The sequence below is a fragment of the Mycobacterium sp. TY814 genome (assembly GCF_030755175.1).
Taxonomy (GTDB): Bacteria; Actinomycetota; Actinomycetes; order Mycobacteriales; family Mycobacteriaceae; genus Mycobacterium.
The window spans coordinates 727,445-751,018 of record NZ_JAUFRY010000003.1 but is presented as its reverse complement, the minus strand read 5'-3'; the positions used below and the strand labels follow the sequence as shown (position 1 = coordinate 751,018).

The following is a 23,574-nucleotide window of genomic DNA, read 5'->3' as shown; positions in this document are numbered from 1 at the left end:
GTCGGGTCAGCCGATCCGATCCAGCCGGAATGGCTGCTCAATGTAGAGCGGCGCGTTGGTCCCGCAGGCTCCACTGGCGCCCGCTATGTGTTCCCGTCCGGCCAGAACGGCTGAGCCGAGGACATTTTCACCGGTTTCCGGGTTGGCGGGATAGAAGTAGAAGACTTCGTGGCCGGTGAATGTGGTTCCGTCGTCGCATGTCTCCCAGTTCGGGACGTCTCGCTTGACGTACCAGGTCATCCCGTCGTGCATGGTCATCGGTGCGGTCCAGCCCTGATCGCTGACCACCTGACCCGTGCAATCCTGAGCGGTCGAACAGGAAGAGCTGATCGTCCACGTGCTCTGCACCACCGCTTCGTCGTGGTACACGGTTCTGGTCCGGGCCCAGTCGCCGATCAGCGTCGCGGTGAATCTGCCGTTGACGGCCGGGTTGTAGGCCGAGGCTGTCGGAGCCGTGTGAAGCATGACGGTGAACCCACCGACCGCGAGCGCCGCACCGACCGTCGCACCTACTGAACGCATCACCTGCTGCTCCTCGACGCGTCGCATTCCGGAAATTCCCAGTCAAAAGTTCACAGCGAAAGAGGACGCGGGCTCACATGCTCTCGAATTTCTCAATAAGCCACGAACTGTTGACCTTTTTCAACGTTACCCGAAGGCTGCTTGATGTCACCACCGGTTCCGGCTTTTCTTTGCTCGCCGTCTTTTGTTTTACGAAAACCAGGACGACGGCCGAATTCGGATTCAGTTCGGCGACCGCGGCCTTGACGACGGTGGCGCTGGTGGTGACTTGCGCGCGCTGCGTCGACGGGCCGACGATCTGATCGGCGAACTGCTGGTAATAGCGCAGGTAATTCTCGGTGATCCTGGATTTGGCGTTGTCCATATCGCGACCGAGGGTGTCGGGCGAGTAGGACAGCAGCGCCACGGCGCCGTCGCTGGCGGCCTTGACCACCTCGCGGGTGACCGCGCGATCGGTCTGCATGTCCGGCCGGTAGACGAAGTAGAAGTAACCGGCCGCGAACCCGGTCGTCCCGACAACCACAATCGTCAGCACGATTGCCCGCCACCGGGACAGGCCGCGACGCAGCCAGGGCCGATCGGTCCCAGCGCCTGTCACGGGACGAACTCGATCTTGGAGATTTTGAGCTGGCCACCCTCCCGCAGGACGTCGACGACCAGGCGCCACGTCCGCGTCTCCGGCTTCGGCTGGTCGGCCTTGATGATCTCCGACTTCGCCGCCACCAGGACCACCGCGGAATCCTCGGTCATCGATTGCACCCCGACGGCTTGCACTGCGGCTTTGGCGGCGACCTTGGACTGTTCCAACGCCCGGACCATATCTTCGGCGCCCATCAAAACGCCGGCCTTGAATTGACCGGTCGTTTCGTCGGCGAAGCGTTGCATGTCTTCTCTGGCTTTATTCGGGTCGATCGACATCATCAGCATCACGGCCTGGCGGGCAGCGGCGGCGAATTCCGCCGAACGTTGGGTTTGCTGCACGACTTGCCGGTGGTGCCACATCAAATAGCCGCTGCCGGTGAGCGCGGCACCGGAAACCACCAGCGCGACCAGGGCGACCAGAGCCTTTCGGCTCGGGCGATGCAAACGGAGCCGGAATCGGTGCGGGGGTGCCGCCACCGCATCATCGGACGATTCACCGCCGTCGGACGAAGAAGCCGCCTCCGCCTGCCGGCGCAGTTCGCGCGCGCGGGCACGGGCGGCCTCGGCGCGAGCTTCCACTTCGGCGAGATCGTCCGGAGTGGCCGCTGGGGCGTCCGCTTGGTCCGGCACGGCGTCGGCCTCGAGCGCTTCAGCCGGAGTTTCGCGTGGCGGCATGAATCACCTCCTCGCCCCGCAACTATGAGAGAGCACATTATCACCGACACGCGTTGACGCCCGTGTCGATCGGATCGATGCCTGGGCTCTGAGCTCCCTCTCCGAATGAGAGAATTTTCTTACCATCTGTCGCCAACATAATGAATTTTCTTTCCAGCTGTGGCAAATTAAGCAGGTGCGATTCATTGTGGCAGCGATCGCCGCATTGCTCGGCCTCGGTGGGGTGGCGGCGCCGCAGGCGGCCGCCGACCCGGCGATCTGCGATTACCCGGACTGCACGCCCGGTATCACCGGGCACGTCGTGCTGGGTGCGCCGTGTGACAACACCACCTACTACGTGTTCGGCACCGCTGACTACTACGTGTCCTTCGCTACCGAGCCGGGCCGGCTCATGTTCTGCGGCTCGCCGAGGCGGTATGAGCCCCGCTGGTTCCGTTCGCCGCCGATGGCCGGCGTGAAGATCGAAAACTCCTCGTGTGTCGACTATCCCGAGTACTACGTTGCCCAGGCTCCCGACGGCCTCTTCCTGGTGTGCACCGCCCATGACGGCAAGAAGGTCTGGGAGCGCGGCGACACCTAGGCCCGGGACCGATTCACGGCCGATTGTTGGGAATCTCCGGCCAATCCTGGAAGGGACTGGGGCCGAAGTAATCCCGGTTGTGGATCGTGCCGTCCATGTCGCGGTGGTGCGCGTCGTGGCAGGTGGTCGGGTCGAACTGCGGTCCCCAGGCTCCCGCGTTGAAGGGCTGACCGGGGCACCAGTGGTATCCCACCCACGGCCAGGGAAGGTCGTCGTCAGCCGCGGCCGTGGCCGTGCTTGCCAGTCCGAAGCCGCTGGTGACCATGATCGCCACGGCCGCGAGACGTCTGACACTATCCATAGGAAAACGGTATCCGAGCGGGCCGATTATGAAAATGGAACGGCGAGAATCATTTCAGATCAATCCGCATCGAAGAGTCGCCGGGTGATGCGCAACAACTGGCCGCGCAGTGACTCGTCGTCGATGCCGGCCACGAGTGGATGCATGACACCGACGGCGATGGCCCCGGACAGCATCGCCGCCGAAACCCGCGCGTCTTCGGCACTGTCGTCGACCAGTACTCCGAAAAGTCGCTGAATGAAGTGCTGAAAAGGCTCGTGCTGGGCGAGCAGTCGCACGACGACGGGGTCGAACTGCAGGGTGCTCGCCGCACCTCGCCGTTGAACGGCGACATCGATGACCCGCGCCAGCAGTACGTCGCGAGCCTCGGACCGCTGGTCGTGTGCTTCCGCTGCCTCCAGCGCTTCCTCCAGGCCGCCCAATTCCCGCTCGGTGAGCGCGATAACGATCTGCTCTTTGGTGCGAAACTGGTGGTAGACAGCGGCTTTCGTCACCCCGATCGCGTCGGCGATCATCTGCAGTGAGGTCCCGCCGACACCGTGCTCGGCAATCAGTTGCAGCGCGGCATCCAGGATGCGCGTCTGGGCGGCGCTGTGCGTGATGAACCGGAAACGGCTCCGGGGTGTCGCTTCGGCCACACGCGCAGCGTAGCCGATCGGCTATTGACCCGAAGCTAGCCGATCGGCTAGCTTCGGGACCTGGGCCGAGACGCACGGGTGCGCGGGAAGGATTCAGTGATGACGGGCATCGGCACGACCCATGATCCCCGACCGCCGCGAGTGTGGTTGCGGCGTACCGATGGCGAGTTGATTCTGTTGTGGACGTTGCCGGTCACCGTGGTGATCTGGGTCGCCGCCTTCCTGCTGTTTCCCGGCTTCAACCCGCCGATGTCGCCGGCCATGACGGCGGAGCAGGTTGCCGCGTTCTACCGCGATCCAGCGCACCTGCCCGAAATCCGTTACAGCATGATCCTCTTCAACTGGTTCGGTGTCTGTCTCGTCCCGGTTCTGACGCTGATCGTGATGCAGATCCGGCGGATGGCGCATCGCACGCCGATCTTCTCCTACGCGATGCTCGGTTGCGTGGCCGGTGCTCCGACGTTGTTCCTCGTCGCGAACGTCTGCTGGCTGCTGGCCGCGTTCCGCCCGGAGCGAAGTCCGGAACTGACGCAGTTGCTCAACGACTTCGCGTGGATGACCTTCACCGTCCTGGTTCCCTTCCTGATCGGACAGAGCGTGATCCTCGCTGTCGCAATCTATTTCGACGATCAACCGCAACCGGTATTCGGTCGCTGGGTGGCCGGTTTCAATCTGCTCGTCGCCGCGGCCCTGGTGCCGGCAGCCTTCGCCGGCGTGTCCCTGTCCGGCCCGCTGGCGTGGGACGGACTGTTGTCGTTCTGGGTGAAGAACATCGCCATCGGCGTCTGGATCGTGGTGATGGGCGTCGCCCTGGGCCGGGCGGTTTACCGGGAGCGGGCCGAGACTCTCACGCGCCCAGCAGAACTGCGCGGCCCGTGAGCGTGCTGGCGAACCTGCGGCACAACTCGAAGCGCGAGTTGTGGCTGGCGTGGTGGACACTGGTGGTGTTCTACAACATCTTCTTCCCCGTGTTTTTCGTCGTGGCACAGGTGCAGCCCCCGCCACAGCCCACCTGGGACCTCGCGACGCAGGTGCACTGGTTCCACGAACGCCGCCTCGGGATTCCCATCGGCTTCGGCATCATTTTCGCCATCACCGGGATGACCGCGGTCAACAACGCACTCATCGCCTATTCGATGCGCCGCATGTCGGTCAGTCGCATCTTCGGATACTCCTACCTGATCATCTATTCGCTCAGTGCGGTTCCCGGTCTGCTGCTGCTCTGCATCGCGCTGATCGTCGGGACGCTGCGGCCACACCGAGACCCCACGGCGCTCGGCTGGCTCTATGACTTCGCCTTCCTGTCGTTCGACGGAACCATGGGAGTGTTCCTGATCGGCTCGCTGATCTGGATGGTCGCGATTCTGATCGACAAGAACCGCGTGTTCCCGAAGTGGTTCGGTTACCTCAACCTGTGCAATGCGCTCACCGAGGTGGTCGTAGCGCCCTGCTGGATTTTCGGACGCGGTGTGCTGGCCTGGAACGGCCAGATCGCCTGGTGGCTGGACATGGTCGTGTTCGGGGTCTACCAGGTGACGTTCATCGTCATGCTCTATCAGCTGATCCGGCGGGAAGACTTCGGCACCGGGCCACTGCCGGAACTGCCCCGGAAACGAGCTATCGCGTCATGACCGATCACACCGAGAAGGCCGTTCGGCCGAAATCCGTTCCGGGCCAGCCGGACATGTGGGTTTTCGTGCTGTTCGAGACCTTGGTGTTCACCGCGTATTTCGGCTTCTACCTGTTCTACCGGGCCCGCAGCCCCGAGCTGTTCGTGCACTCTCAGGCGCAGCTGGATCTGCGCGTCGGTGTGCTCAACACCCTGGTCCTGCTGTTGAGTTCCTGGTCGGTCGCGCGTTGCGTGCAGTCCTCCCGCTCCGGAGCGCACCGCGTGGCACTTCGGGATCTGATCGTCACTCCCGTATTCGCGGCAGTCTTCCTGCTGTTCAAGGTGTCCGAATGGGCCCGGTTGGTGGCGACGGGAAATGGTCTGGACAGCAACGACTTCTTCACCTACTACTTCTTCCTCACCGGAATCCATTTCGTGCATCTGCTGATCGGCTTTGTCGCACTCGGCATCATCGGATATCGGCTCGGCGCTTCCAGGCGCGGGTCCCCCGAATCCCAGGTGCTCATCGAAACCTGCGCAACCTATTGGCACACAGTCGATTTCCTGTGGGTTCTGATCTTCGCGCTGTTGTACGTGGTGAGGTGAATGGTGCGGACCGACAAGAGATTACTCATCGTCTGGGTGGTGCTGGCGCTGCTGACCGCGAGCTATCTGTGGATCGACCACTCCGCCGACGGGTCGCCGCGATCCAATGTGGTCGTCACATCGAGCGTCATCGTCATCGCACTGATCAAGGTGCGCATCATCTTCCGCGAGTTCATGGAGGTCAGGCAGGCTCCGGCACTGCTCGCCCGGCTGACCGACGCCTGGGTGCTGCTGATCGCCGCCGGGCTGTTCGGCAGCTACTTCGTCGGCCTGGCGGTGCGCTGACGCGGCTACTGCGGTGTGAACGTGAGGTGCAGCTGGTTGAGGCCGCGCAGGATGTACGTCGGCTCGTAGGTGTAACGACGAGCGTCTGCCGGTCCGTGCTCGGCCTCGTCGATCCCGATGTCGGCCATGCGGTCCAGGATCCGTTCGATTGACACCCGGCCCTCCACTCGGGCCAGCGGGCCACCCGGGCAGGAGTGCACGCCGCGCGCGAAAGCCATGTGTTCCCGGACGTTCTTGCGGTCGAGCTGAAACTCGTGTGGGTTGTCGAACCGGCGCGGGTCGCGGTTGGCCGCGCCCGGCAGCACCATCACGACGGTGCCCGCGGGAATGTCGACTCCGCCCACCCGGGTGTTGCGGCGTGCCAGGCGCGAATCGCTCTTGACGGGGCTTTCCATCCGCAGCGACTCCTCGATGAAGCCGGGAATCAGGCTGCGGTCGTCGCGGAGCTGCTGCTGGATGTGCGGCCGATCGCCGATCACCTGAAGCGCCGCGCTGAGCAGCTTGGCCGTGGTCTCCTGACCAGCAGCGAAAAGGAAGGTGGCCGAACGCACTACGTCGATCACCTCGGGCGTGGACCCGTCCGGGTACTTGGCGGTGGCCAGCGCGGTCAGCACGTCGTCGCGCGGATGCGCACGCCGGTCCTCGATGTAGGAGGAGAACTTCTCGTCGAGAAACTCCAGCGGGTTGACGCCTACCGACTCATGGTCGAGCGCTCCGACCCGGCCGGGGCGATCGGCGCCCAGGACGACGCGGAACTCCTTGTGGTCCTCCTCGGGGACACCGAGCAGGTCGGCAATCACCAAGGTGGCGAACGGCTTTGAGTACTCCCCGATGAACTCGCAGGCGCCGTTGACCAGGAACTCGTCGAGCTGACGGTCGGCCAGGCGCCACATGAACTCCTCGTTCTGCTTGAGGCGGCTCGGAGTCAGCAGCCGGCTCAGGATCGAGCGCGCGCGGCTGTGGTCGGGCGGGTCCATCGTGACCATGTGCTCGTACATCGGGAAGCTCTCCCGATGTGCGTCGATCTGGGCGTTGATGTCGTCGCCCTCGGGTGTGAACGGCAGTGGGGGGAACGGGCCGCCCAGCGCAACGCAATTCGAGAAGGAATCGGTGTCCTTGTAGACGGCGGTGGCCTCTTCGTACCCGGTGACGGCGACGACCCCGTAGTGCGGCAGGCGCAGCACCGGGTTCTGGCTGCGCAGGTAATCGAAGTACGGGTACGGATCGGGGACCAGTGACGGATCGGTGAAGAAGTCGATGGTGTCGTAGTTGCTCATGTCCTGCCTCCTGAAGCCGGCCCCACGTGGTGCCAATGCTGAGTCGGCGACGAGAGCTGGCGCCGCCCGAATGAGATGCTCTGCTGAGCACTTGCTTAGCATGGCGGTAATGTCAGGGTCAAGGTCGCGCGGCCGGACCTGCCGGGTCCGGTGACTACGATCGGCCTAACCGCCAGGTGAGTGCACACAGTACGGAGTACAGCGATGACATCGGCCCGCAGGATCGGGGCACCGGACGCGAAGAATCGGGGGTTGCTGCTCGACGCCGCCGAGCGGTTGATGCTCGAAGAGGGCTACGCCGCAGTGACTTCCCGACGGCTGGCCAATGAGGCCGGACTCAAACCCCAACTGGTGCACTACTACTTCCGCACCATGGAAGAGCTGTTCCTGGCGGTTTTCCGCCGCCGTGCCGAGGCGGGCCTGCAAGCGCAGGCCCGGCTGCTGCAATCGCCCCAGCCGCTGTGGGCGCTGTGGAAGTTCGGGTCCGACCCCGGGTTCGCCCGGATCTCCATGGAATTCATGGCTCTGGCAAATCACCGCAAGGACATGCGCGCCGAAATCGCTTACTACGCAGAACGTTTCCGCGACGAACAGCGTCAGGCCGTGGCCGCGGCGTTGCAGCGTTACGCGGTGAACACCGACGATGTGCCGCCGATGGTGTGGACGGTGTTCATGACGAGTCTGTCGCGGTTTCTGGTGCTCGAGCAGGCGCTGGGCATGTCGGATGGTCACGCCGAAACCACGGAGTTCGTCGAGCGTCACCTGCGCCGGTTGGAAGGCGAGCCGATGACGGAGATGTTCGGGGAGCGGAGCGCCTCACCAGGTCCGCAGTGAACAGAGCACGCCCTTGGCGCCGTCCTTGGATACGACGACATTCCCGTCCACCGAGACGGTGCAGTGAAACCCGGGCGTGCCGGGTTGCCGACCGGTGCTGACGCTGACCATCGCCCACGCGTCGGGATTGATCAGCATCACCTGCTGGCTCCAGGGCCTGCCCGGGGCGATGTCGGCCTGAATGTTCGGGGTGAACGTGTAGGGGTTGTGGCTGTAGTCGGAATACTTGCTCGGGTCCTGGTCCTGGTAGTAGATGTCGGCGTAGATCGGGTTCTTGGCCGAGATGGTGTAGACCACCTGATGCATCGGCGGGTCGTCGTCGGCGCTTGCCGGCACGGGGCCGCCCCTTGATGCCGCCAGCAGGACCGCTGCGGTGACGCCCAGCTTCTGGATTGCGGTGATTGTCATATCGCTCCTCCGGCGGCCGGGCGCGGATTGGCTGTGCGCTTCATGACCCGCTCTGCGGCTTGCCAGTGCGCGTCTGCCACCCACAACCGTGCAAACGATGCTATCGCCTCATCAGCGGAAACTCCGCTGATTACCCGCTTTATCTCGGCGGCAGGACGGCGGGCCAATGAGGTGGCCACCGCGCGCCAGCCTTTGTCCGGCGAGTCGAAGGACGCCCGCGGCAGCACCACGTCCACCAGGCCGATGCGTTCGGCATCGGCGGCATCGAGCGCAGTTCCGCTGCCGGCCAACAACAGTGCCCGGCTCCTGCCGACCAGTGCGGCCAGGCGTTCGGCACCGCCCCATGCCGGCATGATTTCCAGCTGCACCTGATTGAAGGCGATTTTGATGTCGTCGGCCGCAACCCGGATATCCGCGGCCACAGCGACTTCCGCGCCGCCGCCGAAGGCGTGGCCGTTGAGCGCGGCGATCACCGGTGCGGGGAATGATGCGATCTGATCGCACACCGCCCGCATCCGTCTCGCCATCGCCGCGGCGTCCGACTCGGTGCGCAGCGCGCTGAGTTCCTTGAGATCACCGCCGGATACGAAGGCACGATCGCCCGCGCCCTTGATGACCAACGCACGGGCGCCGGCGGCCGAATGCAGTGCTTGTTCGAGTTGCCCCATGGTCTCGAGCGCGATCGCGTTACGGGCGTGCGGGCGATCGATGGTGAGCACGGCGACGCCGGTGTCGACCTCGTCGAACTCCAGCTCGACCATGCGCGATCACTCCTCGGGCCGCCAGAACAGCGATATTGGCATTCTCGTTCCCGGAGAATAGCATCATCAGTGCAGGTCCAGAAGTTGACAGAAGTCGTCTATGGGGGTGCCAGGTGCAGAAGCGAACGGTGATGCCGGCAGTTTTCGCGGCGGCCATCCTCAGTGCCGGTAGCGCGAGTGCCTGCAGCGCGCCCTCCCAGGGCCAGCTCGCCAGTACCGCAACCGTGAACATCAATGGCACCGAAGTGCGGCCCGATCTGGTCCGCTGCTATCAGCAGGAGTGGTACCGGACGATCGCTCTGGGTAACGACGAGTCCGGCGCAACGGCGGTGCTGGATCAGCGGCACCATCCGGCGACCACCATCTCCGTGCGTTTTCACAATCTGGGCGGCTTCACCGGCACCACCACGGCCGCGCCGGGCGGTGGTGACGCCGCTGACACGCGCTTCGACGGCGGCAACTTCGTGATCAGTGGCACCGCCAACGGAGCCACCAGCGCCAAGCCGAACGAAGCGGCGACGGTGGATTTCAAGATCAGGGCCACGTGCTGACACCTGTCCCGTAGCCGGGAGCAGCCGGGAGGCGCCTCGCGCCGACCGTCGTTGCGCTGGCCAGCATCAGAGAATAGTATTCTCATAAATCGCGAAGGAGGATTTCATGGGGCAGTTGTCGCATCGGGAGGATGTCCCGTTCCCGCTGTTTGACGCGGATAACCACCTGTACGAGCCGCCGGAGGCGCTGACCAAGTTCCTGCCCAAGCAGTACAAGGACTACGTGCAGTACGTGCAGATCAACGGGCGCACCAAGATCGCATTGCGCGGCGTGATCAGCAACTACATTCCCAACCCGACCTTCGAGGTCGTGGCCCGCCCGGGCGCCTGGGAGGAGTACTTCAAGTACGGCAACCCGGAAGGCAAGAGCAAGCGCGAGTTGTTCGGCGAGCCGATGCGCGCCATCCCGGCGTTCTTCGAACCGGGCCCGCGCCTGGAGAAGATGGACGAGCTGGGCCTGGACCGCACTCTGATGTTCCCGACGCTGGCCAGTCTGATCGAGGAACGGCTGCGCGACGACCCGGTCGCCATCCACGTCTTGATCCACGCATTGAACCAGTGGCTCGACGAGGTCTGGGGCTTCAACTACCAGAACCGCATCTTCACTACCCCGGTCATCACCCTGCCGATCGTGGAGAAGGCGATCGAGGAGCTGGAGTGGGTGGTCAAGCGTGGTGCGCGCTGCATCCTGATCCGCCCGGCTCCGGTCCCCGGCTTCCGCGGCCCCCGGTCGTTCGCTCTGCCCGAGTTCGACCCGTTCTGGGAGCGGGTCGTCGAGTACGACCTGCTGGTGGGTATGCACTCGAGCGACAGCGGCTACTCCCGGTATACCTCCGAGTGGGACGGCGCCGACCAGGAGATGCTGCCGTTCCAGACCAACGCGATGGGCATCCTCAATGAGTGGCGGCCGATCCAGGACGCCGTGGGCTCCTGGGTGATTCACGGCGCGCTCTACCGCCACCCCAAGCTGAAGGTGGCGATCGTCGAGGCCGGTTCGAAATGGATGAACCCACTGCTGGACGGGCTGGCCGAGGTCTTCCGGAAAGCCCCGGAAGCTTTCCCGAGCGACCCGGTCGAGACCGTCAAGAACCGGATCTACGTCAGCCCGTTCTTCGAGGAAGGCATCGACGATCTGATCAACCTCGTCGGGGTGGACCAGGTGCTGTACGGATCGGACTGGCCGCACCCGGAGGGCCTGGCGGAGCCGACCTACTACATCAACGCACTGTCGCATCTGCCCGTCGAGTCGCAGGCGAAGATCATGGGCGGCAACCTCGGTCGGCTCGTCACGGTGTGACGGGCCAGTCACCCTGGCAGACCATCCCCGAGATGGTCTTGAGTGCGGCAGAGCGATTCGGGGATGCCGAAGCGGTAGTGGACGGCCCGCTGCGCTACACCTTCGACCAGATCGTCGACCGAATACGTTGCGCGGCGGGTGCTTTCGCTGAGTTCGGGGTGGGCAGGGGAGATCGGGTGGCCGTCTGGGCACCCAACTCGGCGGAATGGATCGTCGCAGCGTTCGGGCTGCTCACCGCCGGCGGCGTGCTGGTGCCGGTGAACTCCCGGTTCAAGGCCGACGAGGCCGGCGACATCATTGTCCGCAGCGGGGTTCGGGCGGTCCTGGTTCAGCAGGGGTTCCTGGGGCAGGAGTACCGGGCGCCAGCGGGGGTGCCGGTGATCGACCTCAAGTCCGATTTCCTTTCCAGCGGTGCACCTTTCGAGTCCGCGGTCAGTGGCAGTGACATCTCCGACATCATCTTCACCTCGGGGACGACCGGTCGTCCGAAGGGGGCGATGATGAACCATCGTCAGACGCTGCGGATGTACGAGGAATGGGCGACCCTGGCGGACCTGCGTGAAGGTGACCGCTACCTGCAGATCAATCCCTACTTTCACACGTTCGGATTGAAAGCCGGTCTCGTCACGTCTTTTCTGCGCGGCGCGACCATGCTGCCGGTCGCCGCGTTCGACCTCGACACGGTGGTGGATCTCATCGAGCGCGAGCGCGTCACGATGCTGCCCGGTCCACCCACGCTCTATCACTCGTTGTTGACGGTCGGCGACAAAACCCGGTTGTCGACGTTGCGTGCCGGGGTGACGGGGGCTGCGGACATTCCCGTCGAACTGGTCCGTCGCATCCATGGCGAACTCCCGTTCCAGACATTGATGACCGGCTACGGGCTCACCGAAGCCGGCAATGTCACGCTCTCGCGGCCCGGCGACTCCTTCGAGGATGTCGCCACCACGGCGGGGGTGCCCTGTGCGGGCGTCGAGGTTCGCGTCGCCGACGACGGCGAGGTGCTGGTCCGCGGTTACGGCGTCATGCAGGGCTATCTCGACGATCCGGTCGCGACCGCGGAGGCGATCGACGCCCACGGCTATCTGCATACCGGAGACCTGGGGAACTTCGACGAAGCCGGGCGACTGCGCATCGTCGGCCGCAAGAAGGACATGTTCATCGTCGGAGGATTCAACGCCTACCCCGCCGAGATCGAAGGGTTTCTGATCGGGCATCCGGCGGTGGCGCAAGCCGCAGTCATCGGTGTGCCCGACGAGCGGCTCGGTCAAGTCGGCAAGGCCTTCGTGGTACGACAAAGTCCAGTCGACGCAACGGAATTGATCGACTGGTGCCGGGAGCGCATGGCGGGCTTCAAGGTCCCGCGTGCAGTGGAGTTCCTGGAGGCGTTGCCGCTCAACGCGACCGGCAAGGTGGTCAAGGACCTCCTGCGGTGAGAAAGCGGCCGTATGTTTGAATTGAGAACACTATTTCCCCTGCTTGTCAGGTTTTCGCCAGGGTGTTCTGTGCCGCCGCCGGTAGTCTGTGCGGTGGATGGTGATAATCTGCCTCTCCGCGGGCTACCGACGGAAGTGGTCGCAGGCCGCCCGATTGCTCGCCGCCCTTGCCGGTGCCGAGTAGGGTTTGGCCAACGGCGGCGCCGTTCGTGTTCCGGCGGCTACCCGCTGATTTGTCACCGGCAAGCGGTAGAGGAGTTCAGATTGAGCGACGAGCAGCCTCGTTCTCGCGCCGGTGAGTTGAGGTGGGCGGCGCACTCCCCGGTCTTCACGCGAAATTGGTTGCGGTGAAAAAGGGCGACACACCTCAGACTGCCGCGGAGATCCGGTCTCTTGCCGATCAGGCCGAGGCGGAGGCAGCCGAAGCCGAAGCGATCGCTGCCGCTGCACGCGCCCGGGCCCGCGCCATCAGACTGCGTCGCGAGGCGCAGCGTGTCGAGACCAAAAAGCCTGCCGAAGAAGACATCAGCGATGTACCGGCGTCCGAGGACGAACCGGGCGAAGATGAGCCGGCGGAAACCGTTGTTGTCGAAGAAACCTCGGCAGCCGACGCGGGGGATGCCGAGTCCGCAACCGAATCCGGCGAGGCCGAGGCGGGAGACGATTCGCCGGATTCTGACGATGACTCCTCGGACACCGCGGCCTCCGAATCACGCCGACGGTGGCCCGGCCGTCCCAAACTGTCGGCGGTTGCGGCGGTGTTCGCCGTCCTCATATCGCTTGTCGCCGTGGGTGCCAGCGTGGAGATGGCCGTGTTGCACAAGCATGCGCAGCGGGAGCGTCAGCAGGTGGCCGAGTACGCCGCGGCGGCCCGGCAGGGTGTCGTGACGTTGACGTCACTGGACTTTGAGCACGCCAAGGAGGGAGTGCAGCGCATCGTCGAAGTGTCCACCGGAACCTTCAAGGATGACTTCCTGAAGATGGCCGACGACTTCACCAACGTCGTCGAACAGTCGAAGGTGGTGTCGCAGGGCTCCGTTCAGGCCGCCGCGGTGGACCTCGATTCGATGACCGACAACTCGGCGGTGGTACTCGTCGCCAGCACGTCGGAAGTCACCAACGCGGCTGGCGCAAAACAGGATCCGCGGAAATACCGGCTGATCGTGACGATGACCCGGGACGGCGGACAGCTCAAGATGTCGAAAGTCGAGTTTGTCCCGTGAGCCCGAAGAAGTCGACGAGCGTTGTGGACACCGACGAGCCGGATGTCACCGAGAAGCCCGAGGCATCGCGGACCGGGCGGTTCAGCGGCCTCGCCGAACGGGTGAAGAAGCGGTCGTCCAGGACGCCGGACAAGTGGTCGGGAAAGATCGGCGCGGCCGTTCTGACGTTGATTGTCGTGGCTTCGCTTTCGATTTTGGGAGGAGCGTTCTGGTTCTACTACCGGCCGGATCGCGCAGTCGATGCCGCGGCAGCCAAGTCGGCGATCGCGGCCGCCAGCGAGGGAACGATCGCGATCCTCTCGTACTCACCGGACACCCTGGACCGCGACTTCTCCACCGCGAGGTCCCATCTGACGGGTGACTTCCTCTCGTACTACGACCAATTCACCCAGCAGATCGTCGCCCCGGCGGCCAAGCAGAAGGCAGTGAAGACGACCGCCGTGGTGCTGCGGAGCGCGCTCACCGACTTCCATCCCGATTCGGCCACCGTTCTGCTGTTCATCAACCAGAGCACGCAGAGCCGTGATCGGCCGGAGCCGAGCACGACGTCGAGCAGCGTGCTGGTCACGTTGACCAAAGCCGATGGAAAGTGGCTCATTTCGCAGTTCAATCCGGCGTAGGGGGTGCGATGAGCGACGGCGATATTCACTCGATGGTGATCGCGTCGGACTACCGGATACCGGATCCCACCCGGGTGTGGCCGCTACTCGAACGCAACAGAGCAGCTCTCTCCGACATCGGCGCGCACCATGTCCTGGTCTATGTGTCGACGCACGATTACGGTCGCGTCCTGGTCATGATCGGAGTGCACAGCCGCGAGCCGATCGTGGAACTGCTGCGTTCCCGAGTATTTTTCGACTGGTTCGACGAGGCCGGTGTCGAGGACATACCGGCGGTGTTCGCCGGAGAGATCGTCGAACGTTTCATCACTACCGCACCCGCCGTGCCCAAGGCTCCCGGTGTGGTGCTGGCCGCATTCGCCTCGGTCGACGACGTGTCGAACCTGACCGCCCAGGTCAGGCATGCGATGGACAGATTCACCGCCGCCGGTGTGCGGAAGACCTGGGTGTTTCAGGCCTTCGACGATTCCCATGAAGTGTTGATACTGCAGGAGTTCCCCGACGAAGAAAGTGCGCGTCAGTGGATCGATCATCCCGACTCGACCGCTCAGTGGATGGGCGGCGGCGCCGGAGTGGGCGCCTACCCGCCGCTGTTCGTGGGCCGCTATTTCGACATGATGCGGATCGAGTCGGAGTGATCGGATCACTCGATGTTCGTGTGCCTGTGTAACGGCATCACCAGTCAGATGGTGGCTGAGGCCGTTGCGGCCGGAGCGGCAACGACGAATCAGGTGGCGGCCGCCTGCGGTGCGGGTGCCGATTGCGGGCGTTGCCGGCACACCGTCAGGGCCATCATCATGTCTGGTAGCGCGGACCGGTCCGGCGGCGAACCTGCGGCACCGCCATGCCGCCGCGGCCCGGGTGTCTGAGCGGTCTGCCCACGGCTTACGAAACCCTTAGGAATTCTCGCCCCGTCAAATAGTTGACACGATGTGGCGCGTCCGCAATTCTCCTTGTGATGCTCTCGTTATAAATAAGTTATTGGCACGTGATCAAGGAAGATGGGCATGTCATACCTGCTAACAACGCCGGAAGCGCTGGCATTCGCTGCTAATTCTATTTCAGAAATCGGTTCTAATTTAAGTGTCATGAATAACGCGGTGGCGGCGCCCACGGCAAGGATACTGGCGGCTGCTGCCGATGAGGTGTCCGGAGCGATCGCGGGCTTGTTCAACTCCCATGCCCTCGAGTACCAGGTGCTGAGCGGCGAAGCCGCGGCGTTCGGTGCCCGCGTAGCGCAGGGCTTGACGAGCGCCGCCGGGGCGTACGCCAGTACCGAGGCGGACGGTGCGTCCTTGCTGCGGGGCCTGGGCCAACAGGTGGCCGGCGCCGTGAACGCCGCGACCGGCCGTGGTGGCGGTAGTGCCGCCGCGGCCGCGTCGACACCGGCCGAGGCAGCGAAAGCGCAGGTGAGTGCGGGCTCGCCGGCCGCGGGCGCGAGCGTGTCGACACCGCTTTCGTCGAGCGCCGCAACACCGAACGCCGGCACCGCTGGGGCGGCCGGCGCCGCCATATCTGCCGGCACTGCTGCGAGCACGGGAGTGAATGGCGCCGGCACACCGGTTGCCGGGGCGGCGACAGCCGCCACTACGCCATCGGTGGCGACGGCCGGTGCAGCGACGACCGCGGCCGGCGGCGGGGGCCTCACCGCCACGTATGCGACGTCGTCGCAGTGGAATAACGGGTTTGTCGCCAATTACACGATCACCAACACGGGGACTACCCCGATGAGCAACTGGCAGCTCCAATTCAGCCTGCCTGAAAATGAATCCATCACCAATTTGTGGAACGGGCACGTGTCGCAATCGGGCACCCAGTACACGGTGACGCCGGAAACCTATAACGGCACTATTGCCCCCGGAAGTTCTGTGAATGTCGGATTCCAGGTAGGGCACTCGGGGTCGTACTCGCCGCCCACGAATCTCCTGGTGAACGGTCACCCGGTCGGTGACACGGGCACCGGGTCCGGGACGGGCGCAGGCACCGGAACCGGCGCGGGAGCCGGGACAGGGTCCGGAACGGGGACCGGCACGGGGACGGGCACCGGAACTGGAACGGAAACCGGCACGGGGACGGGCACCGGAACTGGAACCGGCATGGGGACCGGGACGGGCACGGGCGCCGGCACCGGTACGGGCACCGGCAGCACGGGTACGAGTACCACCGGCGGAACGACGGGTGGCGGAACCAACTCTGCCGGCACTGGCCTGACCGCGACCTACGCCGCAACCTCGCACTGGGACAACGGTTTCATCGCCGACTACAAGATCACCAATACCGGCACCGCACCGGTGACCAACTGGCAACTGCAATTCGACTTGCCCGCAAATGAATCCATCACCAGCGCCTGGAGCGGTCAACTCGCGCACTCGGGCACGCACTACACCGTGACCCCCGAGTCGTGGACCCAGACGATCGCTCCCGGTGGCTCGGTCACCGTCGGGTTCCAGGCGACCCAGACCGGCTCCTACTCTGCGCCCACCAACCTGCTGCTGAACGGACAGCCGGTCGCCGGCGCAGGGGGCACCGCGACCGGCGGTACGTCGACGGGTGGCACCCCGACCGGTGGGACCTCGACCGGCGGGACCTCGACGGGCGGGACCTCGACCGGCGGGACCTCGACCGGCGGGACGCCGACCGGGGGAACGACCGGCACCGGGGGAACGACCGGCACCGGGGGAACGACCGGCACTGGGGGCACGCCGACCGGGGGAACGACCGGCACCGGCGTGTACTCGCCGTATGTCGACATCACGCTGTGGCCCGGGCCGAACGGCTACGACTTCGCAACCGCTGCGCAGAACGGCGTCACCCACGCGACGCTTGCGTTCATCAATGCCGACCCCTCAGGCCACGCGGCCTGGGGTGGCTACTCCGCATACGACGTCACGGGCGGCTCGCAGAGTGCATTCATCGACAACCAGATCGCGAGCATGCGTAGCGCCGGCATCACCGGAACCCTCTCGTTCGGTGGCGCATTCGGCACCGACCTGTCCGCAGTCAGCGGTCAGACCCCGGCTGCCCTTGCGCAGCAGTACGCGTCGGTGGTGAACACCTATCACATCTACAACCTGGACTTCGACGTCGAAGGCGCCCTGCAGGGCAACACGCAAGCGATGTCGACCCAGTCGAAAGCCATCGCCCTGCTACAGCAGCAGATGGCGGCCAACGGCACACCCGTGTCCGTCTCCTACACCCTCCCGGTGCTGCCGACCGGTTTGGTCCCGGGGCAGGGCGGGGGATTGAACGTGCTGCAGACCGCTACCGCCAACGGCGTGAACATCTCACACGTGAACATCATGGCCATGGACTACGGTCCGGGCTTCGACCAGGCCGGAAATCCGGGCATGGGTCAGTACGCGATCGACGCGGCGACGGCCACCCACGGTCAACTGATGACGCTGTACCCGTCGATGTCGAGCCAGCAGGCCTGGTCGATGCTCGGGGTGACGCCACTGGTGGGAATCAACGACGACCCGCTGGAGATCTTCACCCTGGCCGACGCCCAGAAGCTGACCACCTTCGCAGTGCAGAACCACATCGGCGAACTGTCCATGTGGGAGTTGCCACGCGACGTTTCGGGCACGTTGGGTGCTGTCGATGCAGTCGACGGAAGTGGGATTGTGCAGACGCCGTTCCAGTTCTCGAAGATCTTCGAGCAGATCGAAGGCGCGTCCCGGTTATGAGCGCGGCGCCGGGTGCATGTTTCCCACGAGTTGGCCCAGCAGCGGCGGAATTTCGAGTCGCGGCAGCACCACCTCGACGAACACCATGCGGTCCTGGTGCTCGGCCGCCGCGGTGAGTGCGTCGTCGAGTTCGCCGTAGGTTCGCGCCCGGAACGCGAGGTGGTCGGCCACCCCCAGGGTGGCCGGCACCTGAGTCCAGTTCCAGCCGACAATGTCGTTGTAGGGGGCGGCTTCGCCGTGGATCGCACGTTCGACGGTGTAACCGTCGTTGTTGACCACCACAATGACGGGCGAGAGTCCTTCGCGGGAGAAGGAGCCGAGTTCCTGCACGGTCAACTGCGCCGCGCCGTCGCCGATCAGCAGCACCGTCCTGCGCTCCGGATGCGCCACCGCCGCGCCGAAGGCTGCCGGCAACGTGTAACCGATTGAGCCCCACAGGGGTTGGCCGATAAAGGTGACCCCCTGAGGCAGCACGTGGTCGGCCATCCCGTAGAACGACGTGCCCTGATCGGCCAGCACCACGTTCCCGGGCGTCAGTGCCGCACAGAGCCTGTCCCACAGCATTCGTTGGGTGAGTGGCTCGTCACGCGCGGGCATGGGCGCCGGTGGCGGGTCCGCCGGTGCCGGGACGGCCGGCGACGTGATTCCGCGTTCGGTGAGGATCGCCGTCAGCGCGGTGAGTGCGGCACTCATCTCCAGGGGCGCGAACACTTCGTCGGCCACGCTGCTCTGGTACTGGCCTATGTCGATGGTGCGAGCCGGGTCGATCCGCTGGCTGAAGAAGCCGCTGACCATATCGGTGAACACCACCCCCGCCGTCACCAACACGGGCGCCTCTTCGACGGCCGTGCGGACCCGCTCGGTACTGGCCGTGCCCGCATAGATACCCATGAAGTTGGGCGAGCTTTCGTCGAGCAGGCTCTTGCCCCACATCAGCGTGGCATGCGGCACAACGTCTGCGTCCAAAAGGGATTGGAGTTCGTCGACCGCTTGCAGACGGTGCACCAACAGGTCAGCAAGTACCGTCAGTTGGTGGTCACCGATCAGCTTGGCGGCGGCCTCGGTGAACATCGACAGCGCGCGGGGACTAGTGCCGCCGCAGTTGCTCGGCAACGGGTTGGCCGGCGGTTCGGTGGGGAAGCGCGCCACATCGGTGGACATCAGGATGTAGCCGGGCCGCTTCTGCTCACGTACCTCGCACAGCACCCGGTCGATCTCCCGGCAGGCCGTTGCCGGCATGAGATTGGTTTGCGCACAGGTGATCTCGCGGCTGATCCGGAAGAAGTGCTCGAAGTCGCCGTCACCGAGCGAGTGGTGCAGGGCCCGGCGGGTGGCCTGGGCGTCCTTTGACGGCCCGCCGACGATATGCACCACCGGCACGTGTTCGGCATAGCTGCCCGCGATGGCGTTGGCCAGCGATAACTCACCGACGCCGAAAGTCGTTACCACAGCCGATATTCCGCGCAGCCGCCCATAGCCATCGGCGGCATAGCCGGCGTTGAGCTCGTTGGCGTTGCCGACCCAGCGCAGCTTCGGATGTTCCACGACGTGGTCGAGGAACGCCAGGTTGTAGTCGCCCGGAACGCCGAAGATCTCCGAGATGCCGAGTTCGGCAAGGCGGTCGAGAAGATAATCGCCGACGGTGTAAGCGGGATCAGTCACGAAAACGACGGTACCCCGGCAAAGAGCCTATTCCCGCCGGGCGCTGCCCGCGATATCGTGCGGGCCATGGCAATCAAAGAATCCCGCGAGATCGTCATCGAAGCCAGTCCCGAGGAGATCCTGGATGTCATCGCTGATTTTGAGGCGATGCCCGAGTGGTCCGAGCCGCATCAGAGCGCAGAAGTACTCGAGACGGGCGCCGACGGGCGGCCCAGCAAGGTCAAGATGAAGGTCAAAGTCGCCGGGATCACCGACGAGCAAGTCGTGGCCTACACGTGGAGCGACAACGAGGTGAGCTGGGAACTCGTCAGCTCTGCCCAGCAGAAGGCCCAGGACGGAAAATATGTCCTGGTGCCCAAGGGTGACTCCACGCTGGTGAAGTTCGATCTCCTCGCCGACCCGAACGTGCCGCTGCCCGGGTTCGTCTTGAAGCGGGCGGTGAAGGGCACGATCGATTCGGCCACCAAGGATCTGCGCGAACGCGTGCTGAAGGTGAAGAAGGGCAAGTAGCCGACTGTGGTTGGCGGGGGGCCACTGGCCGGGGTCAAGGTCATTGAGCTCGGCGGCATCGGTCCCGGGCCGCATGCCGGGATGGTGTTGGCCGATCTCGGCGCGGATGTTGTCAGGGTTCGCCGGCCAGGTGGCTTGCAGATGCCGGCCGAAGACCGTGACCTGCTGCACCGCGGAAAGCGGATCGTCGACCTCGACGTCAAGACGCAGCCCGGCGTACTGCTGGAGTTAGCGGCCAAGGCCGACGTGCTGCTGGACTGCTTCCGGCCGGGCACCTGCGAGCGTCTCGGCGTCGGCCCCGAGGAGTGCGGGGCCGTCAATCCCCGGTTGGTCTATGCGCGCATCACCGGCTGGGGGCAGGATGGGCCGCTGGCGATGACGGCGGGCCACGACATTAATTACCTGTCCCAGACCGGCGCGATGTCCGCGCTGGGTTATCGGGACCGGCCGCCGATGCCGCCGCTGAACTTGGTGGCCGATTTCGGCGGCGGTTCGATGCTGGTGCTGCTGGGCATCGTGACCGCGCTGTATGAGCGCGAGCGCTCGGGCCTCGGGCAGGTGATCGACGCTGCGATGGTCGACGGCGTCAGCGTGCTCGCCCAGATGATGTGGACGATGAAGTCGACCGGCGCGCTGCGCGACGAGCGCGAATCGTTCCTGCTCGACGGCGGTGCTCCGTTCTATCGGTGTTACGAGACCGCCGACGGCAAGTACATGGCCGTCGGCGCCATCGAGCCGCAGTTCTTTGCGGCGCTGCTCGCCGGCCTGGGGTTGTCAGCCGACGAGGTGCCCGCGCAACTCGATGCCGGCTCCTTTCCGCGGATGCGGGAGTTGTTCACCGAGAAGTTCGCCAGCCGCACCCGCGACGAGTGGACCGCGGTTTTCGCCGGCACCGATGCCTGCGTGACACCCGTGCTGAACTGGGCCGAAGCCGCTTGCGACGCTCATCTGACGGGTCGGTCGACGGTGATCACTGCGCACGGCGTCGAGCAGGCCGCGCCGGCACCGCGGTTCTCCAGGACGCCGGCCCCGCCAGTGGGGCGGTCGCCGGCGCAGACGACAGCACTCACCGAAATAGGCTGGTAACAAGGTATTTGCCTGAACCGTATCCGGGTTAGCCGCGGCGTTGCTAGCTTGAAGTCGGTGGCTGTAAAAGCGTCGCGAGAATTCGTCATTGATGCGCCCCAGGAAGTGATCATGGAGGCGCTGGCAGACGTCAGCAATCTGACGTCGTGGTCCTCGCTGCACAAAAGCGTGGAAGTGATCGACTACTACCCCGACGGGCGGCCACACCACGTGCGGGCGACGGTCAAGATTCTGGGCCTGGTCGACAAGGAGATTCTCGAATACCACTGGGGTCCGGACTGGGTGTGCTGGGATGCCGACAAGACCTTCCAGCAACACGGTCAACACGTCGAATACAAGCTGACGCCAGAAGGTCTCGACAAGACAAGGGTTCGGTTCGACGTCACTGTGGAACCATCGGGCCCGATCCCCGGATTCATCGTCCGACGGGCGAGTGAGCAGATTCTGGAAGCCGCGGCCAAGGGCTTGCAGAAGCGCGTCATGGGCGACACGTCGGATCAGGACGAAAAGTGACGTTTCTGACCGGCCGATGATTGCTATTTTGAACGACAGTGGCCATTCAAGCATCGACTGAAGTCGTTATCGACGCACCGCCGGACGTCATCATCGACGCGCTGGCCGATATGCAGGCGGTGCCGTCGTGGTCGTCGGTGCACAAGCGGGCCGAAGTCGTGGAGACGTGGCCGGACGGCCGGCCCCGTTACGTGAAGGTCGCCATCAAGGTCGTCGGCATCCTGGACCGCGAACTACTCGAGTACCACTGGGGCCCGGACTGGGTCGTGTGGGATGCCAAGAAAACCAAGCAGCAACACGGTCAGCACGGCGAATACAACCTGAGTCGCGAGGGTGACGAGAAGACGAGGGTGCGATTCACCATCACCGTCGAACCTTCTGCGCCGCTACCCGAATTTCTGGTCAACCGGGCCCGCAAGAAAATCCTCGACGCGGCGACCGAGGGACTGCGGCGCCGGGTGATGGGAAGCGCGGCTAGCCCTCCCGCAACGCGCCGAGGCGGCTGATCGCCTCATCCAGGGTGTCCTCACGTTTACAGAAGGTGAAGCGCACCAAGTGATTCCACAGGTCGGCATGTTTGGCGGCCGGATCGCAGAAGGCCGACATCGGGATCGCCGCCACACCGACCTTCTCCGGCAGCGCCGCGCAGAATGCCGAGCTGTCGTCGTAGCCCAGCGGTCGCGGGTCGGCGCACAGAAAGTAGGTGCCGTAGCTGTCGTGAACGCCGAAACCGATATCGGACAGCCCCGTTGCCAGCCGATCCCGCCGGGCCTGCAGGGAATTGCGCAGGGTCGCCACCCACTCGTCCTCGGTATCGAGCGCCAGCGCCACCGCCGGTTGGAACGGCGCCCCGCCGACATAGCTCAGGTACTGCTTGGCCGCGCGCACACCGGCGATCAGATGTGCCGGACCGCACGCCCAGCCGATCTTCCAACCGGTGCAGTTGAACATCTTGGCCGCGCTCGAAATGGTGACGGTGCGTTGGGCCATGCCGTCGAACCCGGCGAGCGGTATATGGGTGTGGTTGTCGAAGACCAGGTGCTCGTAGACCTCGTCGGTGATCACCAGCAGGTCGGCGGCCACCGCGACTTCGGCGATCGCCTGCAGCTCGGACGCGCTCAGTACCGCCCCGGTGGGATTGTGCGGCGAGTTGACGATCAGGGCCCTGGTGCGGGGTGTGACCGCGCGGCGCAGTGCGTCGGCGTCCAGGGCGAAACCGCGGCCGTCGGCTACCAGCGGCACCGTGACCCGGTGGGCGCCGGCCATCGCCACCACGGGTGAGTAGGAGTCGTAGAACGGCTCGATCAGCAGTACCTCCGACCCGGGTTCCACCAGTCCGAGGACAGCGCCGGCGATAGCCTCCGTCGCGCCGACCGTCACCAGCACCTCGGCGTCGGGGTCGTACTCGATACCGAAACGTCGGCGACGCTGTGCGGCGATGGCCTGTCTCAGGGGCCCGATACCCAATCCGGGCGGATACTGGTTGACCCCCGCGGCGATGGCGTCCTGCGCCGCCTTGAGCATTGCGGGAGGACCGTCCTCGTCGGGAAAGCCCTGGCCGAGGTTCACCGCGCCGATCCGCGCGGCCAGCGCCGACATCTCGGCGAACACCGTGGTCGCGTAGGGCTGCAGCCGCGTGACCGTCATGGTGGTCGAGCTTATTGGGAGCTCGCCGGTCGCCGAGCGTGCGGCCAGCTTCACGTTCGGCGCCGAGCGTGCGGCCAGCTTCACGTTCGGCGCCAAGCGTGCGGCCAGCTTCACGTTCGGGCCAGGTGCGTCGGCGCGTCCAGCACCCTGACCTGCGGACTCCCTCCCAACCAACAGGTTGGCCGAGGCCCCTGTTAGTGTTCCT

Annotated in this window: 28 protein-coding genes and 1 pseudogene; 19 read left to right on the top strand and 10 right to left on the bottom strand. The window is 65.0% G+C overall.

The annotated features are described in order from the left end of the window. Positions 1-6: 6 nt before the first annotated feature. The 3 genes from QXH22_RS24695 to QXH22_RS24685 form a co-directional block, all read right to left on the bottom strand. A complete protein-coding gene (locus tag QXH22_RS24695; protein ID WP_306246498.1) occupies positions 7-522 on the bottom strand; it encodes a hypothetical protein in 516 nt (171 codons plus the stop codon). A 73-nt stretch (positions 523-595) separates the two neighbouring features. Then, entirely contained in the window at positions 596-985 is a 390-nt protein-coding gene (locus QXH22_RS24690; protein ID WP_306277288.1) for a twin-arginine translocation pathway signal, read from the bottom strand. Between the two features lie 131 nt (positions 986-1,116). Next, positions 1,117-1,839, bottom strand: a complete 723-nt coding sequence (locus QXH22_RS24685; RefSeq protein WP_306246157.1) for a hypothetical protein — start codon at positions 1,837-1,839, stop codon at positions 1,117-1,119. Between the two features lie 175 nt (positions 1,840-2,014). On the opposite strand from QXH22_RS24685, the gene QXH22_RS24680 reads away from it, so the two are divergent. After that, positions 2,015-2,419, top strand: coding sequence for a hypothetical protein (locus QXH22_RS24680; protein WP_306277287.1), 405 nt, complete (start codon positions 2,015-2,017; stop codon positions 2,417-2,419). 13 nt (positions 2,420-2,432) lie between these two features. On the opposite strand, the gene QXH22_RS24675 is transcribed toward QXH22_RS24680, so the two are convergent. Then, positions 2,433-2,720, bottom strand: coding sequence for a hypothetical protein (locus QXH22_RS24675; protein WP_371934306.1), 288 nt, complete (start codon positions 2,718-2,720; stop codon positions 2,433-2,435). Positions 2,721-2,779: 59 nt separating this feature from the next. Further along, complete coding sequence (locus tag QXH22_RS24670) at positions 2,780-3,292, bottom strand: TetR/AcrR family transcriptional regulator (protein ID WP_306246494.1); 513 nt, start codon at positions 3,290-3,292, stop codon at positions 2,780-2,782. A gap of 165 nt (positions 3,293-3,457) precedes the next feature. Here QXH22_RS24670 and QXH22_RS24665 point away from each other — a divergent pair, with 165 nt between their 5' ends. The 4 genes from QXH22_RS24665 to QXH22_RS24650 are packed head-to-tail and all read left to right on the top strand — an operon-like array spanning position 3,458 to position 5,858. Next, a complete protein-coding gene (locus tag QXH22_RS24665; protein WP_306246153.1) occupies positions 3,458-4,237 on the top strand; it encodes a hypothetical protein in 780 nt (259 codons plus the stop codon). Then, the gene (locus QXH22_RS24660) at positions 4,234-4,989 is read left to right on the top strand and encodes a hypothetical protein (RefSeq protein ID WP_306277286.1); all 756 of its coding nucleotides are present in this window, start codon (positions 4,234-4,236) and stop codon (positions 4,987-4,989) included. Before QXH22_RS24665 ends, QXH22_RS24660 begins: the two co-directional genes overlap by 4 nt. Then, the gene (locus tag QXH22_RS24655; protein WP_306277285.1) at positions 4,986-5,573 is read left to right on the top strand and encodes a cytochrome c oxidase subunit 3; all 588 of its coding nucleotides are present in this window, start codon (positions 4,986-4,988) and stop codon (positions 5,571-5,573) included. Before QXH22_RS24660 ends, QXH22_RS24655 begins: the two co-directional genes overlap by 4 nt. Then, complete coding sequence (locus tag QXH22_RS24650; protein WP_306246147.1) at positions 5,574-5,858, top strand: cytochrome C oxidase subunit IV family protein; 285 nt, start codon at positions 5,574-5,576, stop codon at positions 5,856-5,858. 5 nt (positions 5,859-5,863) lie between these two features. Here the strand turns inward: QXH22_RS24650 and QXH22_RS24645 are convergent, their stop codons facing one another. Beyond that, complete coding sequence (locus QXH22_RS24645) at positions 5,864-7,135, bottom strand: cytochrome P450 (protein WP_306246145.1); 1,272 nt, start codon at positions 7,133-7,135, stop codon at positions 5,864-5,866. A gap of 204 nt (positions 7,136-7,339) precedes the next feature. Here QXH22_RS24645 and QXH22_RS24640 point away from each other — a divergent pair. After that, positions 7,340-8,036 (top strand): annotated as a pseudogene (locus QXH22_RS24640) (TetR/AcrR family transcriptional regulator). On the opposite strand, the gene QXH22_RS24635 reads toward QXH22_RS24640, so the two are convergent. Next, entirely contained in the window at positions 7,952-8,275 is a 324-nt protein-coding gene (locus tag QXH22_RS24635; RefSeq protein ID WP_306246491.1) for a hypothetical protein, read from the bottom strand. The pseudogene QXH22_RS24640 and the gene QXH22_RS24635 overlap by 85 nt on opposite strands. Before the next feature lie 98 nt (positions 8,276-8,373). Beyond that, positions 8,374-9,138 (bottom strand): enoyl-CoA hydratase/isomerase family protein, encoded by a 765-nt coding sequence (locus QXH22_RS24630; RefSeq protein WP_306246141.1) that lies wholly within the window; start codon positions 9,136-9,138, stop codon positions 8,374-8,376. A 113-nt stretch (positions 9,139-9,251) separates the two neighbouring features. Here QXH22_RS24630 and QXH22_RS24625 point away from each other — a divergent pair, with 113 nt between their 5' ends. From QXH22_RS24625 to QXH22_RS24590, 8 genes are all read left to right on the top strand, one after another. Continuing rightward, positions 9,252-9,689 carry a lipoprotein LpqH gene (locus QXH22_RS24625; protein WP_306277284.1) on the top strand — a complete coding sequence of 146 codons (438 nt, stop codon included), beginning with the start codon at positions 9,252-9,254 and terminating at the stop codon, positions 9,687-9,689. A 106-nt stretch (positions 9,690-9,795) separates the two neighbouring features. After that, entirely contained in the window at positions 9,796-10,986 is a 1,191-nt protein-coding gene (locus QXH22_RS24620) for an amidohydrolase family protein (protein WP_306246138.1), read from the top strand. Further along, the gene (locus QXH22_RS24615) at positions 10,983-12,422 is read left to right on the top strand and encodes a FadD3 family acyl-CoA ligase (RefSeq protein ID WP_306246136.1); all 1,440 of its coding nucleotides are present in this window, start codon (positions 10,983-10,985) and stop codon (positions 12,420-12,422) included. The genes QXH22_RS24620 and QXH22_RS24615 overlap by 4 nt, the downstream gene beginning before the upstream one ends. A 347-nt stretch (positions 12,423-12,769) precedes the next feature. Continuing rightward, positions 12,770-13,645, top strand: a complete 876-nt coding sequence (locus tag QXH22_RS24610; RefSeq protein ID WP_306277283.1) for a hypothetical protein — start codon at positions 12,770-12,772, stop codon at positions 13,643-13,645. Next, positions 13,642-14,265, top strand: coding sequence for a twin-arginine translocation pathway signal (locus QXH22_RS24605; protein WP_306246132.1), 624 nt, complete (start codon positions 13,642-13,644; stop codon positions 14,263-14,265). The genes QXH22_RS24610 and QXH22_RS24605 overlap by 4 nt, the downstream gene beginning before the upstream one ends. A gap of 8 nt (positions 14,266-14,273) precedes the next feature. After that, a complete protein-coding gene (locus tag QXH22_RS24600) occupies positions 14,274-14,903 on the top strand; it encodes a fatty-acid--CoA ligase (protein ID WP_306277282.1) in 630 nt (209 codons plus the stop codon). Positions 14,904-14,915: 12 nt separating this feature from the next. Continuing rightward, positions 14,916-15,134, top strand: coding sequence for a (2Fe-2S)-binding protein (locus tag QXH22_RS24595; RefSeq protein ID WP_306277281.1), 219 nt, complete (start codon positions 14,916-14,918; stop codon positions 15,132-15,134). Between the two features lie 132 nt (positions 15,135-15,266). Beyond that, positions 15,267-17,951: a cellulose binding domain-containing protein gene (locus QXH22_RS24590; RefSeq protein WP_306277280.1), complete on the top strand. Its 2,685-nt coding sequence runs from the start codon at positions 15,267-15,269 to the stop codon at positions 17,949-17,951. On the opposite strand, the gene QXH22_RS24585 is transcribed toward QXH22_RS24590, so the two are convergent. Then, positions 17,946-19,613 (bottom strand): alpha-keto acid decarboxylase family protein, encoded by a 1,668-nt coding sequence (locus QXH22_RS24585; RefSeq protein WP_306277279.1) that lies wholly within the window; start codon positions 19,611-19,613, stop codon positions 17,946-17,948. The two genes, QXH22_RS24590 and QXH22_RS24585, sit on opposite strands and share 6 nt — an antisense overlap. Positions 19,614-19,679: 66 nt before the next feature. On the opposite strand from QXH22_RS24585, the gene QXH22_RS24580 reads away from it, so the two are divergent. The 4 genes from QXH22_RS24580 to QXH22_RS24565 are packed head-to-tail and all read left to right on the top strand — an operon-like array spanning position 19,680 to position 22,228. Continuing rightward, positions 19,680-20,123 carry an SRPBCC family protein gene (locus tag QXH22_RS24580; RefSeq protein WP_306246122.1) on the top strand — a complete coding sequence of 148 codons (444 nt, stop codon included), beginning with the start codon at positions 19,680-19,682 and terminating at the stop codon, positions 20,121-20,123. Positions 20,124-20,129: 6 nt separating this feature from the next. Beyond that, positions 20,130-21,209, top strand: a complete 1,080-nt coding sequence (locus QXH22_RS24575; protein WP_306246120.1) for a CaiB/BaiF CoA-transferase family protein — start codon at positions 20,130-20,132, stop codon at positions 21,207-21,209. A gap of 57 nt (positions 21,210-21,266) precedes the next feature. After that, positions 21,267-21,722 (top strand): SRPBCC family protein, encoded by a 456-nt coding sequence (locus QXH22_RS24570; RefSeq protein ID WP_306246118.1) that lies wholly within the window; start codon positions 21,267-21,269, stop codon positions 21,720-21,722. A 38-nt stretch (positions 21,723-21,760) separates the two neighbouring features. Further along, a complete protein-coding gene (locus QXH22_RS24565; RefSeq protein ID WP_306246116.1) occupies positions 21,761-22,228 on the top strand; it encodes an SRPBCC family protein in 468 nt (155 codons plus the stop codon). On the opposite strand, the gene QXH22_RS24560 is transcribed toward QXH22_RS24565, so the two are convergent. Beyond that, entirely contained in the window at positions 22,197-23,369 is a 1,173-nt protein-coding gene (locus QXH22_RS24560; RefSeq protein WP_306246113.1) for a pyridoxal phosphate-dependent aminotransferase, read from the bottom strand. The genes QXH22_RS24565 and QXH22_RS24560 overlap by 32 nt on opposite strands. Between QXH22_RS24560 and QXH22_RS24555 the strand changes: the two genes are divergently transcribed. After that, positions 23,359-23,520, top strand: a complete 162-nt coding sequence (locus QXH22_RS24555; protein ID WP_306277278.1) for a hypothetical protein — start codon at positions 23,359-23,361, stop codon at positions 23,518-23,520. The genes QXH22_RS24560 and QXH22_RS24555 overlap by 11 nt on opposite strands. Positions 23,521-23,574 lie beyond the last annotated feature (54 nt).

Excerpts from the sequence above, each read along its gene's own strand:
- QXH22_RS24695 (WP_306246498.1), bottom strand. The coding sequence starts at position 522 with ATGCGTTCAGTAGGTGCGACGGTCGGTGCGGCGCTCGCGGTCGGTGGG.
- QXH22_RS24690 (WP_306277288.1), bottom strand. The coding sequence starts at position 985 with ATGCAGACCGATCGCGCGGTCACCCGCGAGGTGGTCAAGGCCGCCAGC.
- QXH22_RS24685 (WP_306246157.1), bottom strand. The coding sequence starts at position 1,839 with ATGCCGCCACGCGAAACTCCGGCTGAAGCGCTCGAGGCCGACGCCGTG.
- QXH22_RS24675 (WP_371934306.1), bottom strand. The coding sequence starts at position 2,720 with ATGGATAGTGTCAGACGTCTCGCGGCCGTGGCGATCATGGTCACCAGC.
- QXH22_RS24665 (WP_306246153.1), top strand. The coding sequence starts at position 3,458 with ATGACGGGCATCGGCACGACCCATGATCCCCGACCGCCGCGAGTGTGG.
- QXH22_RS24655 (WP_306277285.1), top strand. The coding sequence starts at position 4,986 with ATGACCGATCACACCGAGAAGGCCGTTCGGCCGAAATCCGTTCCGGGC.
- QXH22_RS24650 (WP_306246147.1), top strand. The coding sequence starts at position 5,574 with ATGGTGCGGACCGACAAGAGATTACTCATCGTCTGGGTGGTGCTGGCG.
- QXH22_RS24645 (WP_306246145.1), bottom strand. The coding sequence starts at position 7,135 with ATGAGCAACTACGACACCATCGACTTCTTCACCGATCCGTCACTGGTC.
- QXH22_RS24635 (WP_306246491.1), bottom strand. The coding sequence starts at position 8,275 with ATGCATCAGGTGGTCTACACCATCTCGGCCAAGAACCCGATCTACGCC.
- QXH22_RS24630 (WP_306246141.1), bottom strand. The coding sequence starts at position 9,138 with ATGGTCGAGCTGGAGTTCGACGAGGTCGACACCGGCGTCGCCGTGCTC.
- QXH22_RS24620 (WP_306246138.1), top strand. The coding sequence starts at position 9,796 with ATGGGGCAGTTGTCGCATCGGGAGGATGTCCCGTTCCCGCTGTTTGAC.
- QXH22_RS24600 (WP_306277282.1), top strand. The coding sequence starts at position 14,274 with ATGAGCGACGGCGATATTCACTCGATGGTGATCGCGTCGGACTACCGG.
- QXH22_RS24595 (WP_306277281.1), top strand. The coding sequence starts at position 14,916 with ATGTTCGTGTGCCTGTGTAACGGCATCACCAGTCAGATGGTGGCTGAG.
- QXH22_RS24590 (WP_306277280.1), top strand. The coding sequence starts at position 15,267 with ATGGGCATGTCATACCTGCTAACAACGCCGGAAGCGCTGGCATTCGCT.
- QXH22_RS24580 (WP_306246122.1), top strand. The coding sequence starts at position 19,680 with ATGGCAATCAAAGAATCCCGCGAGATCGTCATCGAAGCCAGTCCCGAG.
- QXH22_RS24560 (WP_306246113.1), bottom strand. The coding sequence starts at position 23,369 with ATGACGGTCACGCGGCTGCAGCCCTACGCGACCACGGTGTTCGCCGAG.